The organism is Sphingomonas sp. (assembly GCF_036677245.1).
Taxonomy (GTDB): domain Bacteria; phylum Pseudomonadota; class Alphaproteobacteria; order Sphingomonadales; family Sphingomonadaceae; genus Allosphingosinicella.
In genome coordinates this window covers 15313-33570 of sequence record NZ_JAKFCG010000114.1, presented here as the reverse complement: position 1 = coordinate 33570, position 18258 = coordinate 15313, and the positions used below count along the sequence as shown (strand labels likewise).

16 protein-coding genes and 1 tRNA gene are annotated in these 18258 nt (G+C 66.1%); 7 read left to right on the top strand and 10 right to left on the bottom strand.

Annotated elements, in window-relative coordinates; translation table 11 throughout:
• Positions 1-70: 70 nt before the first annotated feature.
• A tRNA-Glu gene (locus V6M48_RS11950) sits at positions 71-145 on the top strand.
• Between the two features lie 560 nt (positions 146-705).
• Here V6M48_RS11950 and V6M48_RS11945 read toward each other — a convergent pair.
• Positions 706-1251, bottom strand: coding sequence for a DUF2243 domain-containing protein (locus V6M48_RS11945; RefSeq protein ID WP_332812748.1), 546 nt, complete (start codon positions 1249-1251; stop codon positions 706-708).
• Between the two features lie 278 nt (positions 1252-1529).
• Between V6M48_RS11945 and V6M48_RS11940 the strand changes: the two genes are divergently transcribed.
• Complete coding sequence (locus tag V6M48_RS11940) at positions 1530-2279, top strand: 2OG-Fe(II) oxygenase (RefSeq protein ID WP_332812751.1); 750 nt, start codon at positions 1530-1532, stop codon at positions 2277-2279.
• A complete protein-coding gene (locus tag V6M48_RS11935) occupies positions 2269-2841 on the top strand; it encodes a DNA-3-methyladenine glycosylase I (protein ID WP_332812747.1) in 573 nt (190 codons plus the stop codon). Before V6M48_RS11940 ends, V6M48_RS11935 begins: the two co-directional genes overlap by 11 nt.
• 102 nt (positions 2842-2943) lie before the next feature.
• Here V6M48_RS11935 and V6M48_RS11930 read toward each other — a convergent pair whose 3' ends face one another.
• Positions 2944-4227, bottom strand: a complete 1284-nt coding sequence (locus V6M48_RS11930; protein WP_332812746.1) for an O-antigen ligase family protein — start codon at positions 4225-4227, stop codon at positions 2944-2946.
• Between the two features lie 411 nt (positions 4228-4638).
• Between V6M48_RS11930 and mdlC the strand changes: the two genes are divergently transcribed.
• On the top strand, positions 4639-6285 hold the full coding sequence (mdlC, locus tag V6M48_RS11925; RefSeq protein ID WP_332812745.1) for a benzoylformate decarboxylase: 1647 nt from the start codon (positions 4639-4641) through the stop codon (positions 6283-6285).
• A gap of 153 nt (positions 6286-6438) precedes the next feature.
• Here mdlC and V6M48_RS11920 read toward each other — a convergent pair whose 3' ends face one another.
• The 4 genes from V6M48_RS11920 to V6M48_RS11905 form a co-directional block, all read right to left on the bottom strand.
• Complete coding sequence (locus V6M48_RS11920; protein WP_332812744.1) at positions 6439-7467, bottom strand: VOC family protein; 1029 nt, start codon at positions 7465-7467, stop codon at positions 6439-6441.
• Positions 7468-7587: 120 nt separating this feature from the next.
• The gene (locus tag V6M48_RS11915) at positions 7588-8535 is read right to left on the bottom strand and encodes a carboxymuconolactone decarboxylase family protein (protein WP_332812743.1); all 948 of its coding nucleotides are present in this window, start codon (positions 8533-8535) and stop codon (positions 7588-7590) included.
• 8 nt (positions 8536-8543) lie between these two features.
• A complete protein-coding gene (locus V6M48_RS11910) occupies positions 8544-9065 on the bottom strand; it encodes an aromatic-ring-hydroxylating dioxygenase subunit beta (RefSeq protein ID WP_332812742.1) in 522 nt (173 codons plus the stop codon).
• Entirely contained in the window at positions 9065-10321 is a 1257-nt protein-coding gene (locus V6M48_RS11905; RefSeq protein WP_332812741.1) for an aromatic ring-hydroxylating oxygenase subunit alpha, read from the bottom strand. Before V6M48_RS11905 ends, V6M48_RS11910 begins: the two co-directional genes overlap by 1 nt.
• 454 nt (positions 10322-10775) lie before the next feature.
• On the opposite strand from V6M48_RS11905, the gene V6M48_RS11900 reads away from it, so the two are divergent.
• Together V6M48_RS11900 and V6M48_RS11895 are read left to right on the top strand one after the other, a co-directional pair.
• Positions 10776-12203, top strand: a complete 1428-nt coding sequence (locus V6M48_RS11900) for an MFS transporter (RefSeq protein ID WP_332812740.1) — start codon at positions 10776-10778, stop codon at positions 12201-12203.
• A gap of 227 nt (positions 12204-12430) precedes the next feature.
• Complete coding sequence (locus V6M48_RS11895) at positions 12431-13066, top strand: glutathione S-transferase family protein (RefSeq protein WP_332812739.1); 636 nt, start codon at positions 12431-12433, stop codon at positions 13064-13066.
• Between the two features lie 40 nt (positions 13067-13106).
• Here V6M48_RS11895 and msrA read toward each other — a convergent pair whose 3' ends face one another.
• Together msrA and V6M48_RS11885 are read right to left on the bottom strand one after the other, a co-directional pair.
• A complete protein-coding gene (msrA, locus tag V6M48_RS11890; protein ID WP_443019104.1) occupies positions 13107-13751 on the bottom strand; it encodes a peptide-methionine (S)-S-oxide reductase MsrA in 645 nt (214 codons plus the stop codon).
• A gap of 88 nt (positions 13752-13839) precedes the next feature.
• On the bottom strand, positions 13840-15948 hold the full coding sequence (locus tag V6M48_RS11885; RefSeq protein ID WP_332812738.1) for a TonB-dependent receptor: 2109 nt from the start codon (positions 15946-15948) through the stop codon (positions 13840-13842).
• Between the two features lie 95 nt (positions 15949-16043).
• Here V6M48_RS11885 and V6M48_RS11880 point away from each other — a divergent pair, with 95 nt between their 5' ends.
• Complete coding sequence (locus V6M48_RS11880) at positions 16044-16226, top strand: DUF3008 family protein (protein ID WP_332812737.1); 183 nt, start codon at positions 16044-16046, stop codon at positions 16224-16226.
• Between the two features lie 111 nt (positions 16227-16337).
• On the opposite strand, the gene V6M48_RS11875 is transcribed toward V6M48_RS11880, so the two are convergent.
• Together V6M48_RS11875 and V6M48_RS11870 are read right to left on the bottom strand one after the other, a co-directional pair.
• Positions 16338-17660 carry a DEAD/DEAH box helicase gene (locus tag V6M48_RS11875; protein WP_332812736.1) on the bottom strand — a complete coding sequence of 441 codons (1323 nt, stop codon included), beginning with the start codon at positions 17658-17660 and terminating at the stop codon, positions 16338-16340.
• 212 nt (positions 17661-17872) lie between these two features.
• A complete protein-coding gene (locus V6M48_RS11870) occupies positions 17873-18115 on the bottom strand; it encodes a DUF6894 family protein (RefSeq protein ID WP_332812735.1) in 243 nt (80 codons plus the stop codon).
• Positions 18116-18258 lie beyond the last annotated feature (143 nt).

The following is an 18258-nucleotide window of genomic DNA, read 5'->3' as shown; positions in this document are numbered from 1 at the left end:
GCCAAGCAGCGCTCCCTTAAGTCCCGCCCCGCCCCACTCGTCCCGCGCATCGCCGCGGCGGGATCGGTTCGGCCCCTTCGTCTAGCGGTTAGGACGCGGCCCTTTCACGGCTGAAACACGGGTTCGATTCCCGTAGGGGTCACCAGCGTCAAGCAAAAACTGTTGATTTTTCTGCGGGTTTTCTGCGATCAGCCCCAGTGGCTGCCCCACAAATCTTCCCAATGTTTGAGCTTTCTTGGCAAATTACGAGCCACGGTGGGCTGTCTTGGCCGCTGGCGAGCTGAGCATTGTTGACCGCTTCTGGCCCATCTCGGCCATTCAGCTAACCAGCTTCCGCAGAAGTTCGTCGAGGTAGCGGCCTTCGATGATCACAGCTCAGCATAGGTAACCGTGGCTAGCTTTCAAACAGCCTTTTAGGTTCTGAGATATCTTGTCCTCAGTCCCGTGATACGGGAGCCTGATCGGCTCAGGTCACGCGACTGCTACGATAGCCTCATCGACACGCTGAAGGTTCGCCAAGCTCGCGAGGTTGAGGCCTGGCTAAGCGATTTAGAAAGCTGGGAGGATTGCGATCCTCCTCTGCCGCCGGTCGGGTTGTCCGGCTGAAGAGAAGGACCACTGCCGCTGGGGAGGCCTGACACTGCTATTCGGGAACACAGTACTAATCAAAAAACGTCGTTACAAAATTGCCGCCGAACAACGAAATTAAGTATTGTGTCCCTGGGTTAAAGCCGTGTCGCGTCCACTCTTAGCGATCATCCAGCCGACCAGGATCAGCAGGACGCTTACCGCGAGGAACAGTAAATCCCACCCTGACTGGCCGAGGCGCTCAACCACGTGATGGACCTCCAGAATGTGGTGGTCGATGACGCCCTCCACGACGTTGAAGACACCCCAGCCGGCCAACATCGAGCCATAGAAAGCGCGGTCGGAGAAGGACACGTCGGAGCGTTTCGCCGCGTTGAACAGCATGATGATGCCGATGAGAGTAAAGACCCAGACGACGGCATGAAATATCCCGTCCGCAGTCATGTTCGTCTGCATGTTCTCCATGGTGTCGAGCGGCACTTTCGCCGACAGCATCGCGTGCACCTGCCAGATCTGGTGGAGCAGGATGCCGTCAATGAACCCGCCAAGCCCGATCCCGAGAACGACGCCCGCCGCCGCTACGGCCTTTGACGTTTTGCCCTCTGCGATTGTGTCCTCCTGTTGGACTTTGGGGGTGACGCCTGCTTGATCGACAGGCTCCAACGTCCGCTATACGTCGACGGTGTTGAAAAAGCCGTCGCCCGGCTGATGGCACCTCACGGGAAGCGTCCATAGAAGGAAATTCTACGCGCCCCCCGTCGCCGCGCCTACTCCGGGAGCGTAAGTGGTGCGTCATGGAGAGGGCTGCGGGCCAGTCGGTTCCTCAACGCCCCAGTCACAGCCGTCTCGCGCTGGCTGACGGCTCGCGTCGCCGCGGTCGGTTTGAAAGCAAGAAGCGGGGCGCGGCGAACGCGGCGTTCCGCTAGGATGATGCCATGACGATGCAGCACCACGACATGACGGCAGATGTGGAGCGTGGGGTGAGCGGCGCTGACGCCCGCGTCGCGGCGATCGATTGGGACGCCGCGGCCGCCGATCTCGATCGCGATGGCTGGACCGTGCTGCCCGGCCTGCTGAGCGACAGCGAGTGCGACGCTACCGCCGCCCTCTATGGCCCTTCGGATGCGTTCCGCAGCCAGGTGGTGATGGCGCGCCACGGCTTCGGGCAGGGCGAATATCGCTATTTCGCTTATCCGCTGCCGCCGCTGGTGCAGGATCTGCGCACCGCGCTCTATCCGCGCCTCGCGCCGATCGCCAATCGCTGGCACGAAAGGATGGGCAGCGATGTGCGCTTCCCCGCCGATCATCAGGCGTTCCTTGATCGCTGTCATGCCGCCGGCCAGCGCCGCCCGACGCCGTTGCTGCTCGCATATCAGGCGGGCGACTATAATTGCCTGCACCAGGACCTTTATGGCGAGCACGTCTTCCCGCTCCAGGTCGCGGTGCTGCTGTCGGCGCCGGGCAAGGATTTCACCGGCGGCGAGTTCGTGCTGACCGAGCAGCGCCCGCGCATGCAGTCGCGGCCGTCCGTGGTGCCGCTCGGCAAGGGCGATGCGGTGCTGTTCGCCGTCAATGCCCGCCCGCACAAGGGCACGCGCGGCGACTATCGGGTGACGATGCGCCACGGCGTCAGCAGGCTGCGTTCGGGCAAGCGGCACACGCTTGGGATCATATTCCACGATGCCGCCTGATACTTCGCCGATGACCGAGGCACAGCAACGCTGCCGCTGGGCGACGAGCGATCCTTTGCTCGCCGCTTATCACGATGCCGAATGGGGCGTGCCCGAATTCGACGCCAGGGCCTTGTGGGAGAAACTGATGCTCGACGGCTTTCAGGCCGGGCTGGCGTGGATCACCATCTTGCGCAAGCGCGACGCCTTCCGCGCCGCCTTCGCCGGCTTCGATCCCGAGCAAGTGGCCCGGTTCGGCGAGGCGGACGTCGACCGGCTGCTCGGCGACGCCGGCATCGTCCGCTCGCGCGCCAAGATCGAGGCGACCATCCGCAACGCCCGCGCTTTCCTCGTCATGGGCGATGGCGGCGAAGATTTCTCGGCCTTCGCCTGGGAGGCGGTCGGGGGAAAGCCGCTGCTCGGTGACGGCACCGGACCGACCAGCCGTTCGGACGCGGCCGACAGGCTTTCGGCCGCGCTCAAACGGCGCGGGTTCAGCTTCGTCGGGCCGGTGATCGTCCATGCCTGGATGCAGGCGACCGGCCTGGTCAACGACCATGAGTTGGGCTGCTTCCGCCGCTAAGAGTGATTTCAAGTCTGGTGGAATCACCGGACAACTCGGAAATCACGGAAAACAAAAGAAAAGACCAATCCCGGTCAATCAAACCGGGATTGAGTCTGGAGCTTACGGCGCCTCTGGGCTGACGGCGCGGAGGCGAAGGCTCGCCAGGAACAGCCCGAGCAGCACCCACAAATGGCGCGCGTCCTCGAACGAGCCGGTCAGGCCCTGGTAGGCGAAGGCATCGAGGAAGGCCAAGCCGAGGCCGAAGGGGACGAGATCGTGGGGCGCGGCTGGGCTCGGCAGCCGCGTCCGGCGCCAGACATGGACGATCAGCGCGAGCAACGCGGCGAGGCCCAGCAGGCCGCATTGGACGGCGATGTTGAGATACGCATTGTGCGCGTCGGTGAGGTGGCTGTGGAGCCCCCACGGCACCCAATAATAGACCGAGACGGCATTGCTGCCGATGCCGCGGCCGAACATAGGATCGGCGAGGAAATTGGCGATCGCTTGGTGCCACGTCAGCCAGCGCACCGCCGGCGCGAACGGCCGGTCGATGCCCGGGAGATGGACCAGGAACGGAACGTCGCGGGGAATCACCGGCGTCACCAGCGCCGCCAGCACGAACGCCGCCGCGGCCGCGATGCCGCCGGCGACCAGGAGGCGGGCGAGCAGTTGGCTGCGGCTCCGCAGCAGCACCCACAGCCAGATCGCGATCGCGAGCGCGATGCCGCCGAGACCGGTCGAGATGGTGAAGGCGGCGCTGAGCAACAGCCCGCCGAGCAGCAGCAGAAAAGGGGTCCGCGCGAGCCATCCCTGGCTGCGCGCGACCAGCAGGATGACGAGGGAGACGGTGAGATAATTGCAGAGCAGATTGGGGTTGAGGAAGGTGAGCCACAGCCGCGGATAGGGGCCGGTGGGCAATGTCCCAAAATCGGAGCGCGCGAACGCGAACCACGGGCTCTCCGGGTCGATCAGGAAGGCGATCACCGCCGCCACGCCGACCAGCGCGACGATCGCGCTGCCGGCGAGCCAGGCGAGCAGCGCCTGGCGCAGCCGCGCCTGCGAGCTGACGAGGCTGCAGACCAGGACCGGCAGGCTGAGCAGGTAGAGCTGGGTCAGCAACTTGAGCGCGGATCGTTGCGGAAAGCCCGCCGCGAGCGCGGAGACCAGCATCGCGGCGAAATAGGCGATCAGCAGCCAATAGGCCGGCTGCCAGGCGAAGGCGGCGCGTCCCCGCACGATGGCAATGCCCGAAGCGACGAGCAGCAAGGGGTAGATGAAGTCGGTCGGCGCGGCCTGGAGGCCTGACACCCAGAAGCCCGGCTGCATGAAGGCGAGCGAGACGATGAGCAGGAGCAGCAGCAGCCATTCCGGCGAGAGGCGCTCGGGCGCAGAGGCGAATTTCATCGAGGTGTCACTTGTCACTTGATCATCTTACGCCGGGCATCACCCTCACCCAACCAGTCGAGCCGCTTCCTGGTTCGTCCCGGGGACGAACCGTCGGCTCGACTCCCATCAAGGGAGAGGGCTTTTTGCGGAGCGGGCTGGCAGCTTCTGCGGGATGCACCTCCTTATTCCTCCCCTTTGATGGGGGAGGTTAGGTGGGGGTGCTGCTCGGGGATGTCGCGTCGACCACCGTCAGAACTCCGTACGGATTGCACCTGTGGAATGGCGGCGCAGGGTACGCGCGCCGGACGGCTCTAGGGGGAGGGTCGCATTGACCGCTATGGGGCGCGGGCCTATCCGTTTTCGAAAGCGGCAGGTGCAAAGCATTGAGTCCCGACGAACTTCGGGATCAGATCGCGAAGGAGAGAGATGATGGCTGCAGACGCCGACCATGAGGCGCGCCCGGAGGTCGAGCTCAAGACCAATCGCGAGACGGTGCGCAGCGCGACGGTCAAGCTGCTTCGCGAGCTCGGCGTCACGACGATCTTCGGCAATCCCGGATCGACCGAGCTGCCGATGTTCCGCGATTTTCCGGACGACTTCCGCTACGTGCTTGGCCTCCAGGAAGCCTCGGTGCTGGGCATGGCCGATGGCTTCGCGCACGCGACGCGCAACGCCGCTTTGATCAACGTCCATTCGGCGGCGGGGCTCGGCCACGCGCTCGGCAACCTCTTCACCGCGCGCAAGAACCAGACTCCGCTGATCGTGATCGCCGGCCAGCAGGCGCGCTCGCTGCTGCCGTTCGAGCCGTTCCTGTTCGCCGAACGCGCGACCGAATTCCCGCAGCCGCACGTCAAATGGGCGTGCGAGCCGGCGCGCGCGCAAGACGTGCCGGCGGCGATCGCGCGCGCTTATTATGTCGCGATGCAGCCGCCGCGCGGCCCGGTGTTCCTGTCGATCCCGATGGACGATTGGGACGAGCCGGCCGAGACGGTCGAGGTGCGGCGGGTCGCCGACCGGATCGCCGATGCCTCGGGGCTGATCGATGAAGCGATCGCGGCGCTGGCGGGGGCGCGGCAACCCGCGTTCGTCGCCGGCCCCGGGATCGCGCTCGAGGATGCGTGGGACGAGATGATTGCGCTTGCCGAAAAGCATCGGGCGCGGGTCTGGGTCAGCCCCAATTCGCCGCGCAACAGCTTCCCCGAGGATCATCCCCTGTTCGCGGGCTTCCTGCCCGCCGACCGGGGTCACGTCGTCGCCTCATTGGCGGGAAGCGACGTCATATTGGTGATCGGCGCGCCCGCCTTCGTCTACCATGTCGAGGGCAGCGGGCCGCATGTCCCCGAGGGCGCCAAGCTGTTCCAGTTCGTCGATGATCCGGCGCTCGCGACCTGGGCGGCCACCGGGACGGCGATCACGACCAGCATCAAGCCCGCGCTCGAAGCTTTGCTCGAGGCGTCGCCGTCGCCGCAGCGCGCCGAGCCGCCGGCGCGCCAGCCGGTGCCACCGCCGTCGGGTGCCGCGCTGACCGAACCGTTTCTGATGCACCGCATTGCCGCCGCGCGGCCGGCGAACAGCATCATCGTCGAGGAGGCGCCGAGCTCGCGGCCGGCGCTGCAGACGCATCTGCCGATCGTCCGCCGCGACGGCTTCTTCACCAGCGCCAGCGGTGGCCTTGGCTATTCGCTCCCCGCGGCGGTCGGGATCGCGCTCGGCAAGCCCGGCGACAAGGTGATCGGCCTGATCGGCGACGGCTCCAGCCTCTATTCGATCCAGGGGCTGTGGTCGGCGGCGCAGCTCGGGCTGCCGATCAGCTATATCATCGTCAACAACCACGGCTATTCGGCGCTGAAGGCGTTCGGCCAGCGCTTCGGGCTCGGCAATCCGGTCGGCAGCGACATCGTCGGCGTCGATTTCTGCAAGATCGCCGAAGGCCAGGGGCTCGAGGCAAGGCGGGTCGCCGATCCGGCTGAGCTCGACGAGGCGCTGCGCTGGTCGTTCGACGCCAAGGGCCCGACGTTGATCGAGGTGCTGACCGTGCCCGATCCCGATGCGCGGCCATGGTGGGCCGAGAGCTAATTCTCTTCCCTCCAGTTCCTCCCCTGCATTTGCAGGGGAGGGGGACCACCCGCAGGGTGGTGGAGGGGCATCTCGTGAAGGGCGCCCCTCCACCGCTACGCGGTTCCCCTCCCCCGGAAAGCCGGGGGAGGAATTAGTGGGTCATTCGTTGAATCAGACGTCCGGGCCCATCAGCACGTAGGAGGCCTCGCCCGGCAGCATCGTCTCCAGCCAGTTCTCGGTGAGCGGTGTCACCACCTCGAGCGTCAGGCCGGCGAGCTTGCGGCGGGTGTCGACGTAGAAATAGTCGATCAGCCCGCCGATGCGGCCGCTCTGGATGATCGGCATGTCGTTGGCCGCGAAAAAACTCTGGGCGGCGGCGAATTCCTCGGGGCTGCAGATCGTCGGGAAGACGTGGTGCGGGCCGTCGCCGATCGTGTCGAGCATCTCCTGGTAGACCGCGTCGCCGTAGCGCATCTCGATCAGCTCGACGCCGAAGCCGTCGCGGCGGCCGACCCAATTGTCGTAAGCGTGCTTGACCGGCTTGCCGTAATAATAAGTGTCGGTCAGCGTGACGTCGGTCTCGATCTTGAACTCGATCCACTTGTCCATGCCGTAGAGCCGCTCATAGGCTTGCTTGGTCGCGGTCCGGTCGCGGCAGACGATCCCGAAATGATAATGTTTCTGGACCGGCAGCGGCGGGCCCTCGCCGGCCGCGGCGCCGAGATCGACCCGCTCGCCGCCCGGTGCGCCCTGCAGGATCGTCACCACGCCGAGCTGGGATCTTGTGTCGAGCCAGACGAAGCGCTCGCCGCCGAGCCGGCATTCCTGCAAGGTCGCGATCCCCGCTTCGGCGGCGCGCGCGGCGATCTCGTCGATCCGCTCCGGCGCGAGAGCCGCTGTCTGGACGCCGAACATGCCCTCGCCGCGCTGGTGCAGATGGCGCTCGAACAGGCTCTGGCCGCCGGCCGGCTGGATCAGCTCGAACGCGACCCGGCCGTTGCTGCCCCGCGCGCTGATCCAGCTCGCGTGCATGATGTCGCCATGGACATGGCCGTCGATCAGCTCGTTGCCGTCGAACCGCCGCACGCGCCAATCGGCGATGCCGAAGAAGCGGGCGAATTGCTCCATCGACGCGCGATGGTCCCGCACCACGACGGCGGCGCTGGTGATGCCTTCGACGGGCAGCAGGGGCTGGTCCATAAAGCTCTCCGAAAAATCTAAAGCATAAAGCGAAAAGGTGGGTACCGGCTTTTCGCAAGAAGCAATGCGGCATCAAACAAACATGGGGCAAGCTGCAATTCCATCTGATCGCAGCTTGCCCTAGAAGTCGAAATCCTCGCCGAACGCGGGAATGGCCGCGAACGAGGCGGGATCGACCACCTCGAGGAACATGCCGCCGGTCTGCTCGCGCGTGTCGAGATAATAGAGCTTCACCACGTCGGCGATGTTGCAATAATTGCCGATCTTGACCCCCTGGGCGGTCCAGCTCTCGACGAGCTGCCGGGGCCGGGGATGGCTGAGATTGCCGACATGCTGCATGCCCTCGCCGTGATCGCGCAGGAAATCGGCGAAGATCGATTTGCCCTCGACCGGCTGGCAGAGCTCGATCAACGTGTCGCCGCTCTTGGCGAAGGCGGAGATCCAGGTGCAGGGCTCGTCCTGGCCGTAATATTGGCATTCGGTCATCAGCGCCGGGCCGATCTCGACCATCTTCCAGCGCCGCAGGCCCATCAGATTGGCATAGCCCTGGGCGGCGACCCGCCAGTCGCGCACCACCATCGCGACATGGTTGATCGACCCGAGGTCGATCGAATTGTCCTGCTCGGCCATCCTATCCGCCTCCCTTTTCTTTCTTTCGGCAGCCTGGAACACGTCCTTTGCGACCGTCAGCCCCATCCCGAGCGCCGGTATGCCGACGTAAAATGCCGCCTGGAACATCAGCTCGACAAGCTCCACCGGGGTCACCCCGGCGTGCAGCGCGACCTTGATATGGTCGCGCAGCGGTCCGGCGCGGCCGAGCGCGAGATCGGTTCCGATCAGCACCAACGCGCGGTCGCGCAGCGGCACTTTGTCCTCGCGCGCGTAGAGATTTCCCCAGGTCTGCTTGAAGAACCAGCCGATCGTTTCCTTGCCAGGCTCGGTGTCGAGCAGCCGCTCGATGCGGAACGAATCGGCGGGCCCGAGCACCTCGCGCATCAGCTCGAGCGCGCGGCGATATTCGGGATCGGCCGCGTCGAAATGGAAAGGATCGTTCGGCACCTCGGTCATCGTTGCGCCTAGACCAGGAAGGTGAGGTTGGTGATCGTGCCGTCGGCCTGCAGCAACGTCACCTTCTTGCGCTTGATCTTCCAGGCGCCGGGCGAGCCGACGAGATCATGCTCGCAGGCCGCCGGGAACAGGTTGACCGGGTCCATCCGCCGCTGCGCGTTGGGTTTGAACTCGAACAAGGCGAGGTTCGACTGGACGAACAATATGTCGCCGCGCTGTTCGCAGCTGACGTTGGCGATCTGGTGCAACGTCCGCGACGGTGGATCCTGGGCGAAGGCCTGGCCGCTTTCGAGCCGCCCGATGCGATCGTTGAGCAGCACGCCGTCGTCATAGGCGATCGAGACGTGGAAGCGCGGATCATAATCGTCGAGGCTCGACGGAATCCAGTAGAGGCAGTCGTCGGCGAACAATTTCTGCCAGTCGCGCCACCGGCCGTGATCGAGCAGGCGCGCCTCGTGGAACAGAAATTGCTCGACCTGCGCGGTGAGATCGAGCGCCGCTTCGTCGCGGGTGAGCGTCTCCCCCGGCATCAGGCGCTCATCAGCTTGCGATATTCGTAATAAGGCGCACGCTGGATCGTCTCCTGGGTGTGGCCGCCGCGGCGCACGCCATTCTCTCGCTCGACCTCGCTGAGATAGCCGCGGTTGAGCAGGACCCACGGCACGTTCTGCGCGCGATAGCCCTCCTGGATGCGATCGAAGATCGCATAATCGTCAGGGCCGCCGAACGAGGCCGGGCCGTAGAAGAATTCATGCTCGCGCACGCGGCGGAGGTTGCTTGCCTCGGGCGCGTCCTTGAGCAGCACATGGTGGAGCCGCACTTCGGTCTCGTCGACCGAGATCGGGCGGATCTCGCGCAACTGATATTCGAGGATCGCGAGGTTCGGGAAGATGACGAGGTTGTAGCGGCTGCGCAGGCAATCATAGGCGCGCTCGCGCCCGACTCGCGACGCGACCGCATCGATATGCTCGCGCGGGAAGCGTTTCTCGACCGCTTCGTCGGGCATCGAATAGACCTGCAGCAGGCTGTGGCCGTGGCCGAGATCGAGCCCGTCGAGATTCTGGCCGCCGTAGTTGGAGGTGAACCCCATCCGCGAGACCATAACGTCGAACGCCGTGGCGTGGGTGAAGGGCGGGTGATAGCCCTCGACGCTGCCTTCGACCTGGATCTTCCAATTGCCGCGATAGGAGTGGCGATTGACGCCCGACTGGCCAACAACGATCTCGCCGGCGGGCGATTGGTCGACATAGAGATCGATATATTGCTTGGCGTTGCCGAGATGCTCTTCGAGGCTGATGCCCTCGCTCTTCATGCTCGCGAAGATGAAGCCGCGATAGCGGTCGATCCGCGGCGCGTGCTGGAGGCCGAGCTGCGACCAATCGAGCTCGCCTTCATTGTAGCCGCGCGGCATGCCGACTGCGAGCAACGCGCCGTCGAGCCCATATTCCCAGGCATGATAAGAGCAGGTGAACGAGGCCGCATTGCCCTTTTCGCGGTTGCAGACGGTCGCGCCGCGATGCGCGCAGCGGTTCATCAGCACCTGCACCGCGCCTTTCTGGTCGCGCGCGACGATCACCGGGATCTGGCCGATATAGGTGGTCTTGTAGTCGCCCGGCTTCGCGATCTCGCTCTCGTGGCCGACGAACACCCAGGTGGTGTAGAAGATCTTCTCCATCTCCTGCTGGAAGATGGCCGGATCGGTGTAGAGCGAGACGTGGGTGCGATCGACGCGGGCGAGGTCCTCGACCTCGGCCGGGTCCAATCCGGGCTGAAGCAAGTCGTGCATCCTCATTCTCCAATCGGCGGGCTCGCTCTCGGACCGGACGGCCGAAGCGCGGTTTGATCGCGCTGCCGCTTCCGCCGGGCTGCCATGGTGGTTGCCGCTCATGGTATGAGTGGCCGCGGCAAAGATCAACGCCACATGTGGAACGCTTTCACCGATTCAATCGGTGCTGGGAGAAAGCTGTTGTGCGGCGGCACGGCGTTTCCCTATCAACTGCTTGATCGGCACGAGAGCCTGATCGTTCGAGGTGGAAGCGTTCGCGCTTCCACCTCGAACGTGAATCAGGCTCTCTCACTAGTTGAGACCTTGATTCACCCTTCAGGCTGCTTCAGCTTGAAGCGATCAAGGTCTGAGGAGCCCAAATGTCGAAGCGGCGCCGGGCGCACGGGGAAGCAAAGGGACCGAGACTTCGCCCCGGCTCGATTGGCGCGCGAGCGTTGCGCGCGGCGGGTTCATGATGGCATCGTCCGGTCGTGATGCCGGCGCCCGCCCATTCGACGATGGGGCGTTCGACGCCGCAGCTCTGATCGACCGGATCCGGCTCGGCGCGTTCCAGATCAGGGTCCTGATCCTCTGCTTCCTCGCCGCCGTCGTCGAAGGTTTCGACCAGCAGCTTCCGGCGGTCGCCGGGCCGCCGATGCTGCGCGCGCTCGGCGAGCCGATCGATCGGATCGGCCCGCTCTACAGCGCCGGCCTGCTCGGCTTCGTGCTGGGCGGATTGCTGCTCGGCCCGCTGGGCGACCGCATCGGCCGCAAATGGCTGCTGGTCGGATCGTTGCTCGCGTTCGGGGCCGGCACCCTGGTCATTCCCTGGCTCGGCTCGTTCGACTCTATCCTGCTCGCCCGGCTGCTCAGCGGCTTTGCATTCGGCGGGGCTTCGATCTCGTTCGTCGCGATGCCCGCCGAATATGCGCCGCTTCACCTGCGCGGCCGTGTCGTCGCGCTGATCTGGGCGGGTATCCCGGTCGGCGGAACGATCGGCAGCCTGTCCGGCAATGCCTTCATCGAGGCCTACGGCTGGCAATCCCTGTTCTGGATTGGCGGCGGCTTCCCGTTTCTGCTCGGGCTCATCCTCGCCTTGTGGCTGCCGGAATCGGTCGGCTATCTGATCGTGCGCGGCCGTGATCCTGCCCGGATCGCGCGGATCCTGAAGAAGATCGCGCCGGCGGCGCCGGTCGGAGCGGACACGCGGTTCTTCGGCCATGCGGTCAGCGCCCGAAGGGTGCCGATCGGCATGCTCTTCGCCGGCGGCCGCGGCCGGGGCACTTATCTGATCTGGACCGCCTTGTTCCTCGCCTATCTGATCATCAACCTGATGGTGGCCTGGACTCCGGCGCTGCTGCTGCAATCGGGGACGACGATGGGCGTGGCCGCGCTCGGCCTTGCGGCCTTCAACGCCTGCGGGCTGATCGGCATCTTCGTCTATAGCCTGCTGGTCGATCGAAGCGCCGCGGCGGGGCTGGTCGCGCTCGGATTCCTGATCGGCGCGTTGACGGTGGTGCTCTACGCGATCCTGCCGGTCAGCACCGCCGTTAGCTTTGCGGCGATCGCGCTGATCGGCATCTCGATCGGCGGCGCAGGGACGGCGCTGATCGCGGTCGCGGCCTCTTTCTATCCGACCGCGATCCGCTCGACCGGGGTCGGTTGGAGCCTGGCCTTCGCGCGGATCGGATCGATCTGCGGCCCATTGCTCGGCAGCCTTTTCTTCCTGCTCGACATGAATTTGCGGATGATCCTGCTGACCATCGCGGTGCCGGCGCTGCTCACCGCCGGCGCAATGCTGCTCTTCGGACGCGCGGCACGCCGGTTGGCGGCGAACGGTGCGCCAGCCGACCCCTCCACCGCTACGCGGTCCCCCTCCCCCGGAAAACCGGGGGAGGAATAGTGGGCAGAAGATCCTCCCCTGCATTTGTAGGGGAGGGGGACCACCCGCAGGGTGGTGGAGGGGCAACTTCGCGAAGGGCGCCCCTCCACCGCTACGCGGTTCCCGTGCCCCGGAAAACCGGGGGGAGGGAATGGGGGGGTATTCGTCGGCGCTAAGCATGGGCGGGGCGGCATTGCGTGCCCCCGGCTTTCGTGCAAATCAGCCGCCAAGAACAAGGGAGAGCAGGCATGATCACGCTTTACACGTGGAAGACCCCCAACGGCCGCAAGCCCGCGATCATGCTCGAGGAGATCGGCATGCCCTATGAGGTGGTCGGGGTCGACATCGGCAAGAACGAGCAATTCTCGCCCGAATTCCTGGCGATCGCGCCGAACAACAAGATCCCGGCGATCGTCGATGACCAGGGCCCGGGCGGCCGGCTGTCGATTTTCGAGAGCGGCGCGATCCTGACCTATCTCGCCGAGCGCAGCGGGCTGCTGCTCGCCGCGTCCGGCGCCGACCGCTTCAAGGCGCTCGAATGGCTCCACTGGCAGATCGGTGGGCTCGGGCCGATGCTCGGCCAGCTCGGTTTCTTCGCGGTGCGCAGCGAGGAGAAGGTCCCGGCCGCGATCAGCCGCTTCAGCGAAGAGGCCGAGCGCCTCCTCGGGGTGATGGAGAAAAGGCTGACCGCGGTGCCCTATCTCGCCGGCCAGGACTATTCGATCGCCGACATCGCCTGCTATCCGTGGATGACCGCGGCGGCTTCGATGATGAAGCCGGTGCTCGGGCCGACATTCGACAAGGCGAAATCGATCGCCGACTGGATGGAGCGGGTCGGCGCAAGGCCGGCCGTGCAGCGCGGCATGAAGGTGCTCGAGGGATAGATGCGACACCCCCTGCTAGGCGAGCAGGGCGGTTGCAGCGTCAGCCCCGATAGAGTTTCGGGAACAGCCGCTTGAGCGCCGCGACCTTGGGGACGTCGTGCCTCACGATATAGGGGTGCGACGGGTTGTTGCGCATAAAATCCTGATGATAGGCTTCGGCGGGGAAGAACGGACCGCTCTCGATCCGCGTGACGATCGGCTGCTTGTAGGCGCCTGATCGGCCAAGCTGCGCGATATAGGCGCGCGCGACCTTCGCCTGCTCCGGGTTCTGCGGGAAGATCGCCGAGCGGTAGCTGGGCCCGACGTCGGGATATTGGCGGTTGAGCTGGGTCGGATCGGTGGTCACCGAGAAATAGATGCGCAGCAAGGTCCCGTAGCTGATCTGCCGGGGATCGAAGCGGATGCGGACCGCCTCGGCGTGGCCGGTGGTTTCGCTGGAGACGCGATCGTAGCGCGCATCGGCGCGCGAGCCGCCGGCATAGCCCGAAACGACGTCCTTGACGCCCCTGGCCCGCTCGAACACCGCCTCCAGCCCCCAGAAGCAGCCGCCGGCCAGCACCGCGATCTGCTCGCCTTGCGCCGGCGCGGCATCGACCTGCGGCGCCGGCACGAGTCCCGCCGACTGCGCCGGCATGGCCGCGATCGCGAAAACCGCTGCGGCGATAAACTTTGCAATCGGCTTCATGGCCTCAGCCTACCCGCTGGGACATTTCTGCCACCTGTACAGCATCAATTGGCGAGACGGGCACGTCATGCTTGGCCGCTGAAGAGTCTCAAGGCCGAACGATCAGCCCGATCCAGAGCGTGCGCGGAGTCGCGCGCTCGACGATGCCGGCGCCGGAGATGCCGGCGACGACCCTCTTGTTGGTGATGTTCTCGCCGCGCAGCTCGAGGCTCAGCCCGTCCGCGACCGGCAGTGAGGCGGCCGCATCGATGGTGAATGCGCCGGGCAGCTTCCTGCTCCCCAGATCGTCTTCGTATTGCGCGCCGACATAGCGGGCGGTGAGCGACGCGCGTGCGCCTGCGGTGCCCTCGGCGTCCCCGTTCCAGCTGAGTGTCGCGGAAGCCGTGTCGCGCGGGGTCTGCGCCGGGCGGCGTCCGTCGAGCGGCAGCGCCGCGCCGCTTGCACTGACCTTGGCGACGACATGCGCATAGCCGCCCGACAGCGTCCAGGCCCGGAGGGCGAGGCGGGCATCGACTTCGATGCCGTGCGCTTCGACCGCATCGAGGTTGCGGCGCTGGCTGCCGGTGCCGCCCGCCGGCACGAAGCCAATGTCGGGAAAGGTCCCGGGCCCGTTGAACAGGGTGACGTTGCCGATCGCATGCTCGAGGCGGTTGGCGAACAAGGTGACGCCGATCTGCGCGCTTTGGACCGGCCTGAATTCAGCTCCGGCCTCGATGCCCTTCAGACGCTCGGGATCGAGCGCGGCGTTTGCGGCGGTGACATCGGCACCGACCCGGAACGGGCGGTACAGCTCGTTGAGCGTCGGCAGCCGCCAGCCGAGATAGGCAGCGGAGCGCAAGGTCACGGCCTCGGTGTCCTGCCAGGCCAAGCCGGCGCGCGCGGTCGGCTCGGTTCCCCGGCGGTCGGGATAAGCGAGCGCGGTCAGCACCGCGCCGTTCGCGAGCAGGGTCTCGTCGAGGAAGCCGTCGGAGATGCGCCAGCGATCGATGCGCGTGCCGCCGCCGATCGTCAATGCGCCGCTCGTCCAGGCCGCCTCGGCGAAGCCGCCGAAGGTCTCGGTTTGGCCGCCGGCGATGCGGCCGCGCGTGCCGACCCCCGCGACAAAGTTGAACCGCTCGCGAGTCTCGCCGCTGTTCCGCCGCCAGTCAGTGCCGAGCCGCAACTCGATCCCTTGCGGCAATGGCGGCCTCAGCTCAAGGCGGGCGCCGACCCCGGTGGACGGCACCGAATATTGATCGGAGGCCTGGCTGACGAATGTGCGCGGAGCGTTGACGCTCGCGAAGCTGTTCGAATAGTCGCGCAACTGGGCATAAGCCAGCGCCGACCATCGCCAGCGGCCGCGTCCGACCAGCCGCAGCGAGGCGTCTGCGCCGGTGACGAAGATATCGGAAAAAGCGGTGCCGCGCTCGCGTTCGTCGCTGAACCACAGCCCGCCGGCCTGCAGCTCGATGTCGTCGCTCAGCGGCGCAACCGCACGCAATCCCACATTCGCCTGGCGATAGGGCGCGGCGCGGTCGACCGGCCCGCGCTGCTCGGCTGCCACCGGCACGAAACCATCGCCGCGCGCGAACGTGGCGGAGAGCATCGCATGGCCGCTTCCCAGGCGCGCCGCAGCGAGCATGTTCGAATCGAGGCTGTCGCGGCTGCCGTAGGCGAGGCTGCCGCGCACGCCTTCGATGTCGGCAAGCCCGGCGCTGGTCAGCTCGATCGTGCCGGCGAGCGCGCCGGGGCCAGAAGCGCCGCTGCCGCCGCCGCGCACCACGCGTACCGCAGCCAATCGGCGCGGATCATAGGCCGGCCAATAGATCCAGCCGCCGAACGGATCGGTCTGCGGAACGCCGTCGAGGATCAGCAACGCGCGGCTCGAGGCATTGCCGCCGAGCGCGCGCAAGGTCGCGCCCTGGCTGGTGGGATTGGCCGAGCGGGCGTCCGACCGGCGGAAATTCTGAAAGCCGGGGACGTCGCGGAGGATGTCCTCGAGGCGGTGGCTTGCGGAACCGCTCAGGCGCTCGCGCCCGATCGTCAGCTCGTCGTAGACCGCCTCACCCAGCGCCGGATCGAGCCCGCGGCCGGTGACGACGATGTCCTTTCCGAGAGCATCCCGCGGCGCCGGCTGTTGCGCGAGTGCAGGTGCGGTCGGCAGCAGGCTGGGCACGAGCAAGAGTGCAGAGCTGGACAGCAGGGGACGGCGGCGCATTGCCAGGCTTTAGGGGCAAGCACTGCCGCCGCGAAGAGCGATCGGAACCGCGCCAGGATCGGCCGGTTCTAGCGTCAGGAAAAAGGGAGAAAGACATGCCCGCCAAATCACAAGCGCAGCAAAAAGCCGCCGGCGCCGCACTGTCGGCGAAACGCGGCGACACGCCCAAGAGCAAGTTGAAGGGCGCTTCGAAATCAATGGCCGAGTCAATGAGCGAGAAGGAGCTCGAGAAGATGGCCTCGACCAAGCGCAAGGGAAAGCCCGAGCACGTCAGCTAACATCCCTCGCCATTACGCGAGCGAAGCGGCGGAAGCCCGGCACCCTCATTGGAGCCGGCCCTCTGCCGCCTTGCGCGTTCGGCCTCCCGCTGGACCGGAGGGCCTCAGGCTTTATCCTTGGCGGCCGCCGGCGCGACGCTTGGCGCGATTGGTCTTGGGGGCTCCGGCCGCGCCGAAATTGGGGCGACGGCTGCGCGGGCGATTGACGCGGTTGCGTTCGCGCTCCTCGCCCTGCGGACGGCCCTGACCCTGCTGACCTTGGGGCGGAGCGACCCGGCTGCCCTGGATGCGCTTGGCTTCGGAGACGAAATTCTCCGGCAGCGGGGTGACTTCGATGCGCTGCCTGGTGAGCTTCTCGATGCCCTTGAGATAGGCACGCTCGTCCTCGGCGCAGAAGGCGATCGCGACGCCAGCGGCGCCGGCACGCGCGGTGCGGCCGATGCGGTGGACATATTGCTCAGGGACGTTGGGCAGCTCGAAGTTGATGACGTGGCTGACGCCGGAGACGTCGATGCCGCGCGCCGCGATGTCGGTCGCGATCAGGATCTTGACCTTGCCGGCCTTGAACTCGGCCAGCGCCCGCTCGCGCTGCGGCTGGCTCTTGTTGCCGTGGATGGCGTTGGCCGCGATGCCGTTGCCGGCGAGCAATTTCACCACCCGATCCGCGCCATGCTTGGTGCGGGTGAAGATCAACGCGCGATCGATGCCGCCCTTCTGCAGCATCATCGTGAGCAAAGCCTGCTTCTCCGCCTGCTGGACGAAAGTGACATATTGCTCGACGCGCTCGGCGGTCGAAGCGACCGGGGTCACCGCCACCTGCACCGGATCGGTCAGGAACTTGTCGGAAAGATCCTTGATCGTCTTGGGCATGGTCGCGGAGAAGAACAGGCTCTGGCGCTTGGCCGGAAGCAGCTTCACGATCGCCTTGAGGGCGTGGATGAAGCCGAGGTCGAGCATCTGATCGGCTTCGTCGAGCACGAGGATCTCGACGTTGCGCAGGGTCAGCATACCCTGCTCGATCAGGTCGATCAGCCGGCCGGGCGTGGCGACGAGGATGTCGACGCCGCGCGCCACGTCCTGGCGGTTCTTGTGGAGCGAGGTGCCGCCGAACACGGTCACCACCGAGAGATGGGCGAAGCGGGCATAGCCGCGCGCATTCTCGGCGATCTGCGAGGCGAGCTCACGGGTCGGCGCGAGCACCAGCATGCGGCACGAGCGCGGCTGCGGCCGTTTGTCCGACTGGACCAGCCGGTCGATCGAGGGCAGCACGAAGGCAGCGGTCTTGCCGGTGCCGGTCTGGGCGATGCCGAGCAGATCGCGGCCCTTGAGCAGGATCGGGATCGCCTGCTCCTGGATCGGCGTCGATTGCGTATATTCCTTGAGCGCAAGCGCCTGGAGCACAGGCTGCGAGAGCCCGAGATTTTCGAATGACATGTTGTACTTTCGATATGCGGCGCCCGCGCAGCCGAAATGGCGCGCGGAAACGCGGCGGGTTTTGACCGACCCGCGTGAATTGGGAAAGCCTGGTAAAAGACGAAGCAGAGCCGAGGCGGTTACGCCTGATCACGCTGCATGATGCTTCGCTGCCGGGGCATATGCATGCTGCAGCGCAAAAAGTCAAGTTTCCCGTGGTCAGCCCGCTTCAGTCAGGGCTCGCTGATCTGGACCACGTCCCGGAAGTGGACCGAAAGCAGCAGTTCGCGCCGCTCGTTCTCGATGTCGACCCGCTCGTCGAGGTGGAGATGGCCGATCATCACTTCTTCGCACAGGATCGATCGAGCGCCGGCGACGCCTTCGCGCCGTGCCGCCTCGAGATCGGCAAGGACCAGGCCCTCGCTGTCCTCGATGTCGCCCTGGTTGCTCCTGATGTGGAGAAAGTAGCGCGGCATTCAGCCTCGTCCGCGCGAAGATGGCGCGCCGCGGAGAGACGGCTGGCTGATCGGGGCGGCACCCGATGCGGCACGCCGTGCCCACGAAGCCGGGCCGGCGGAGCGGCGGGTTTCGATCTTCTCTGCCATCGATACTCACTCAG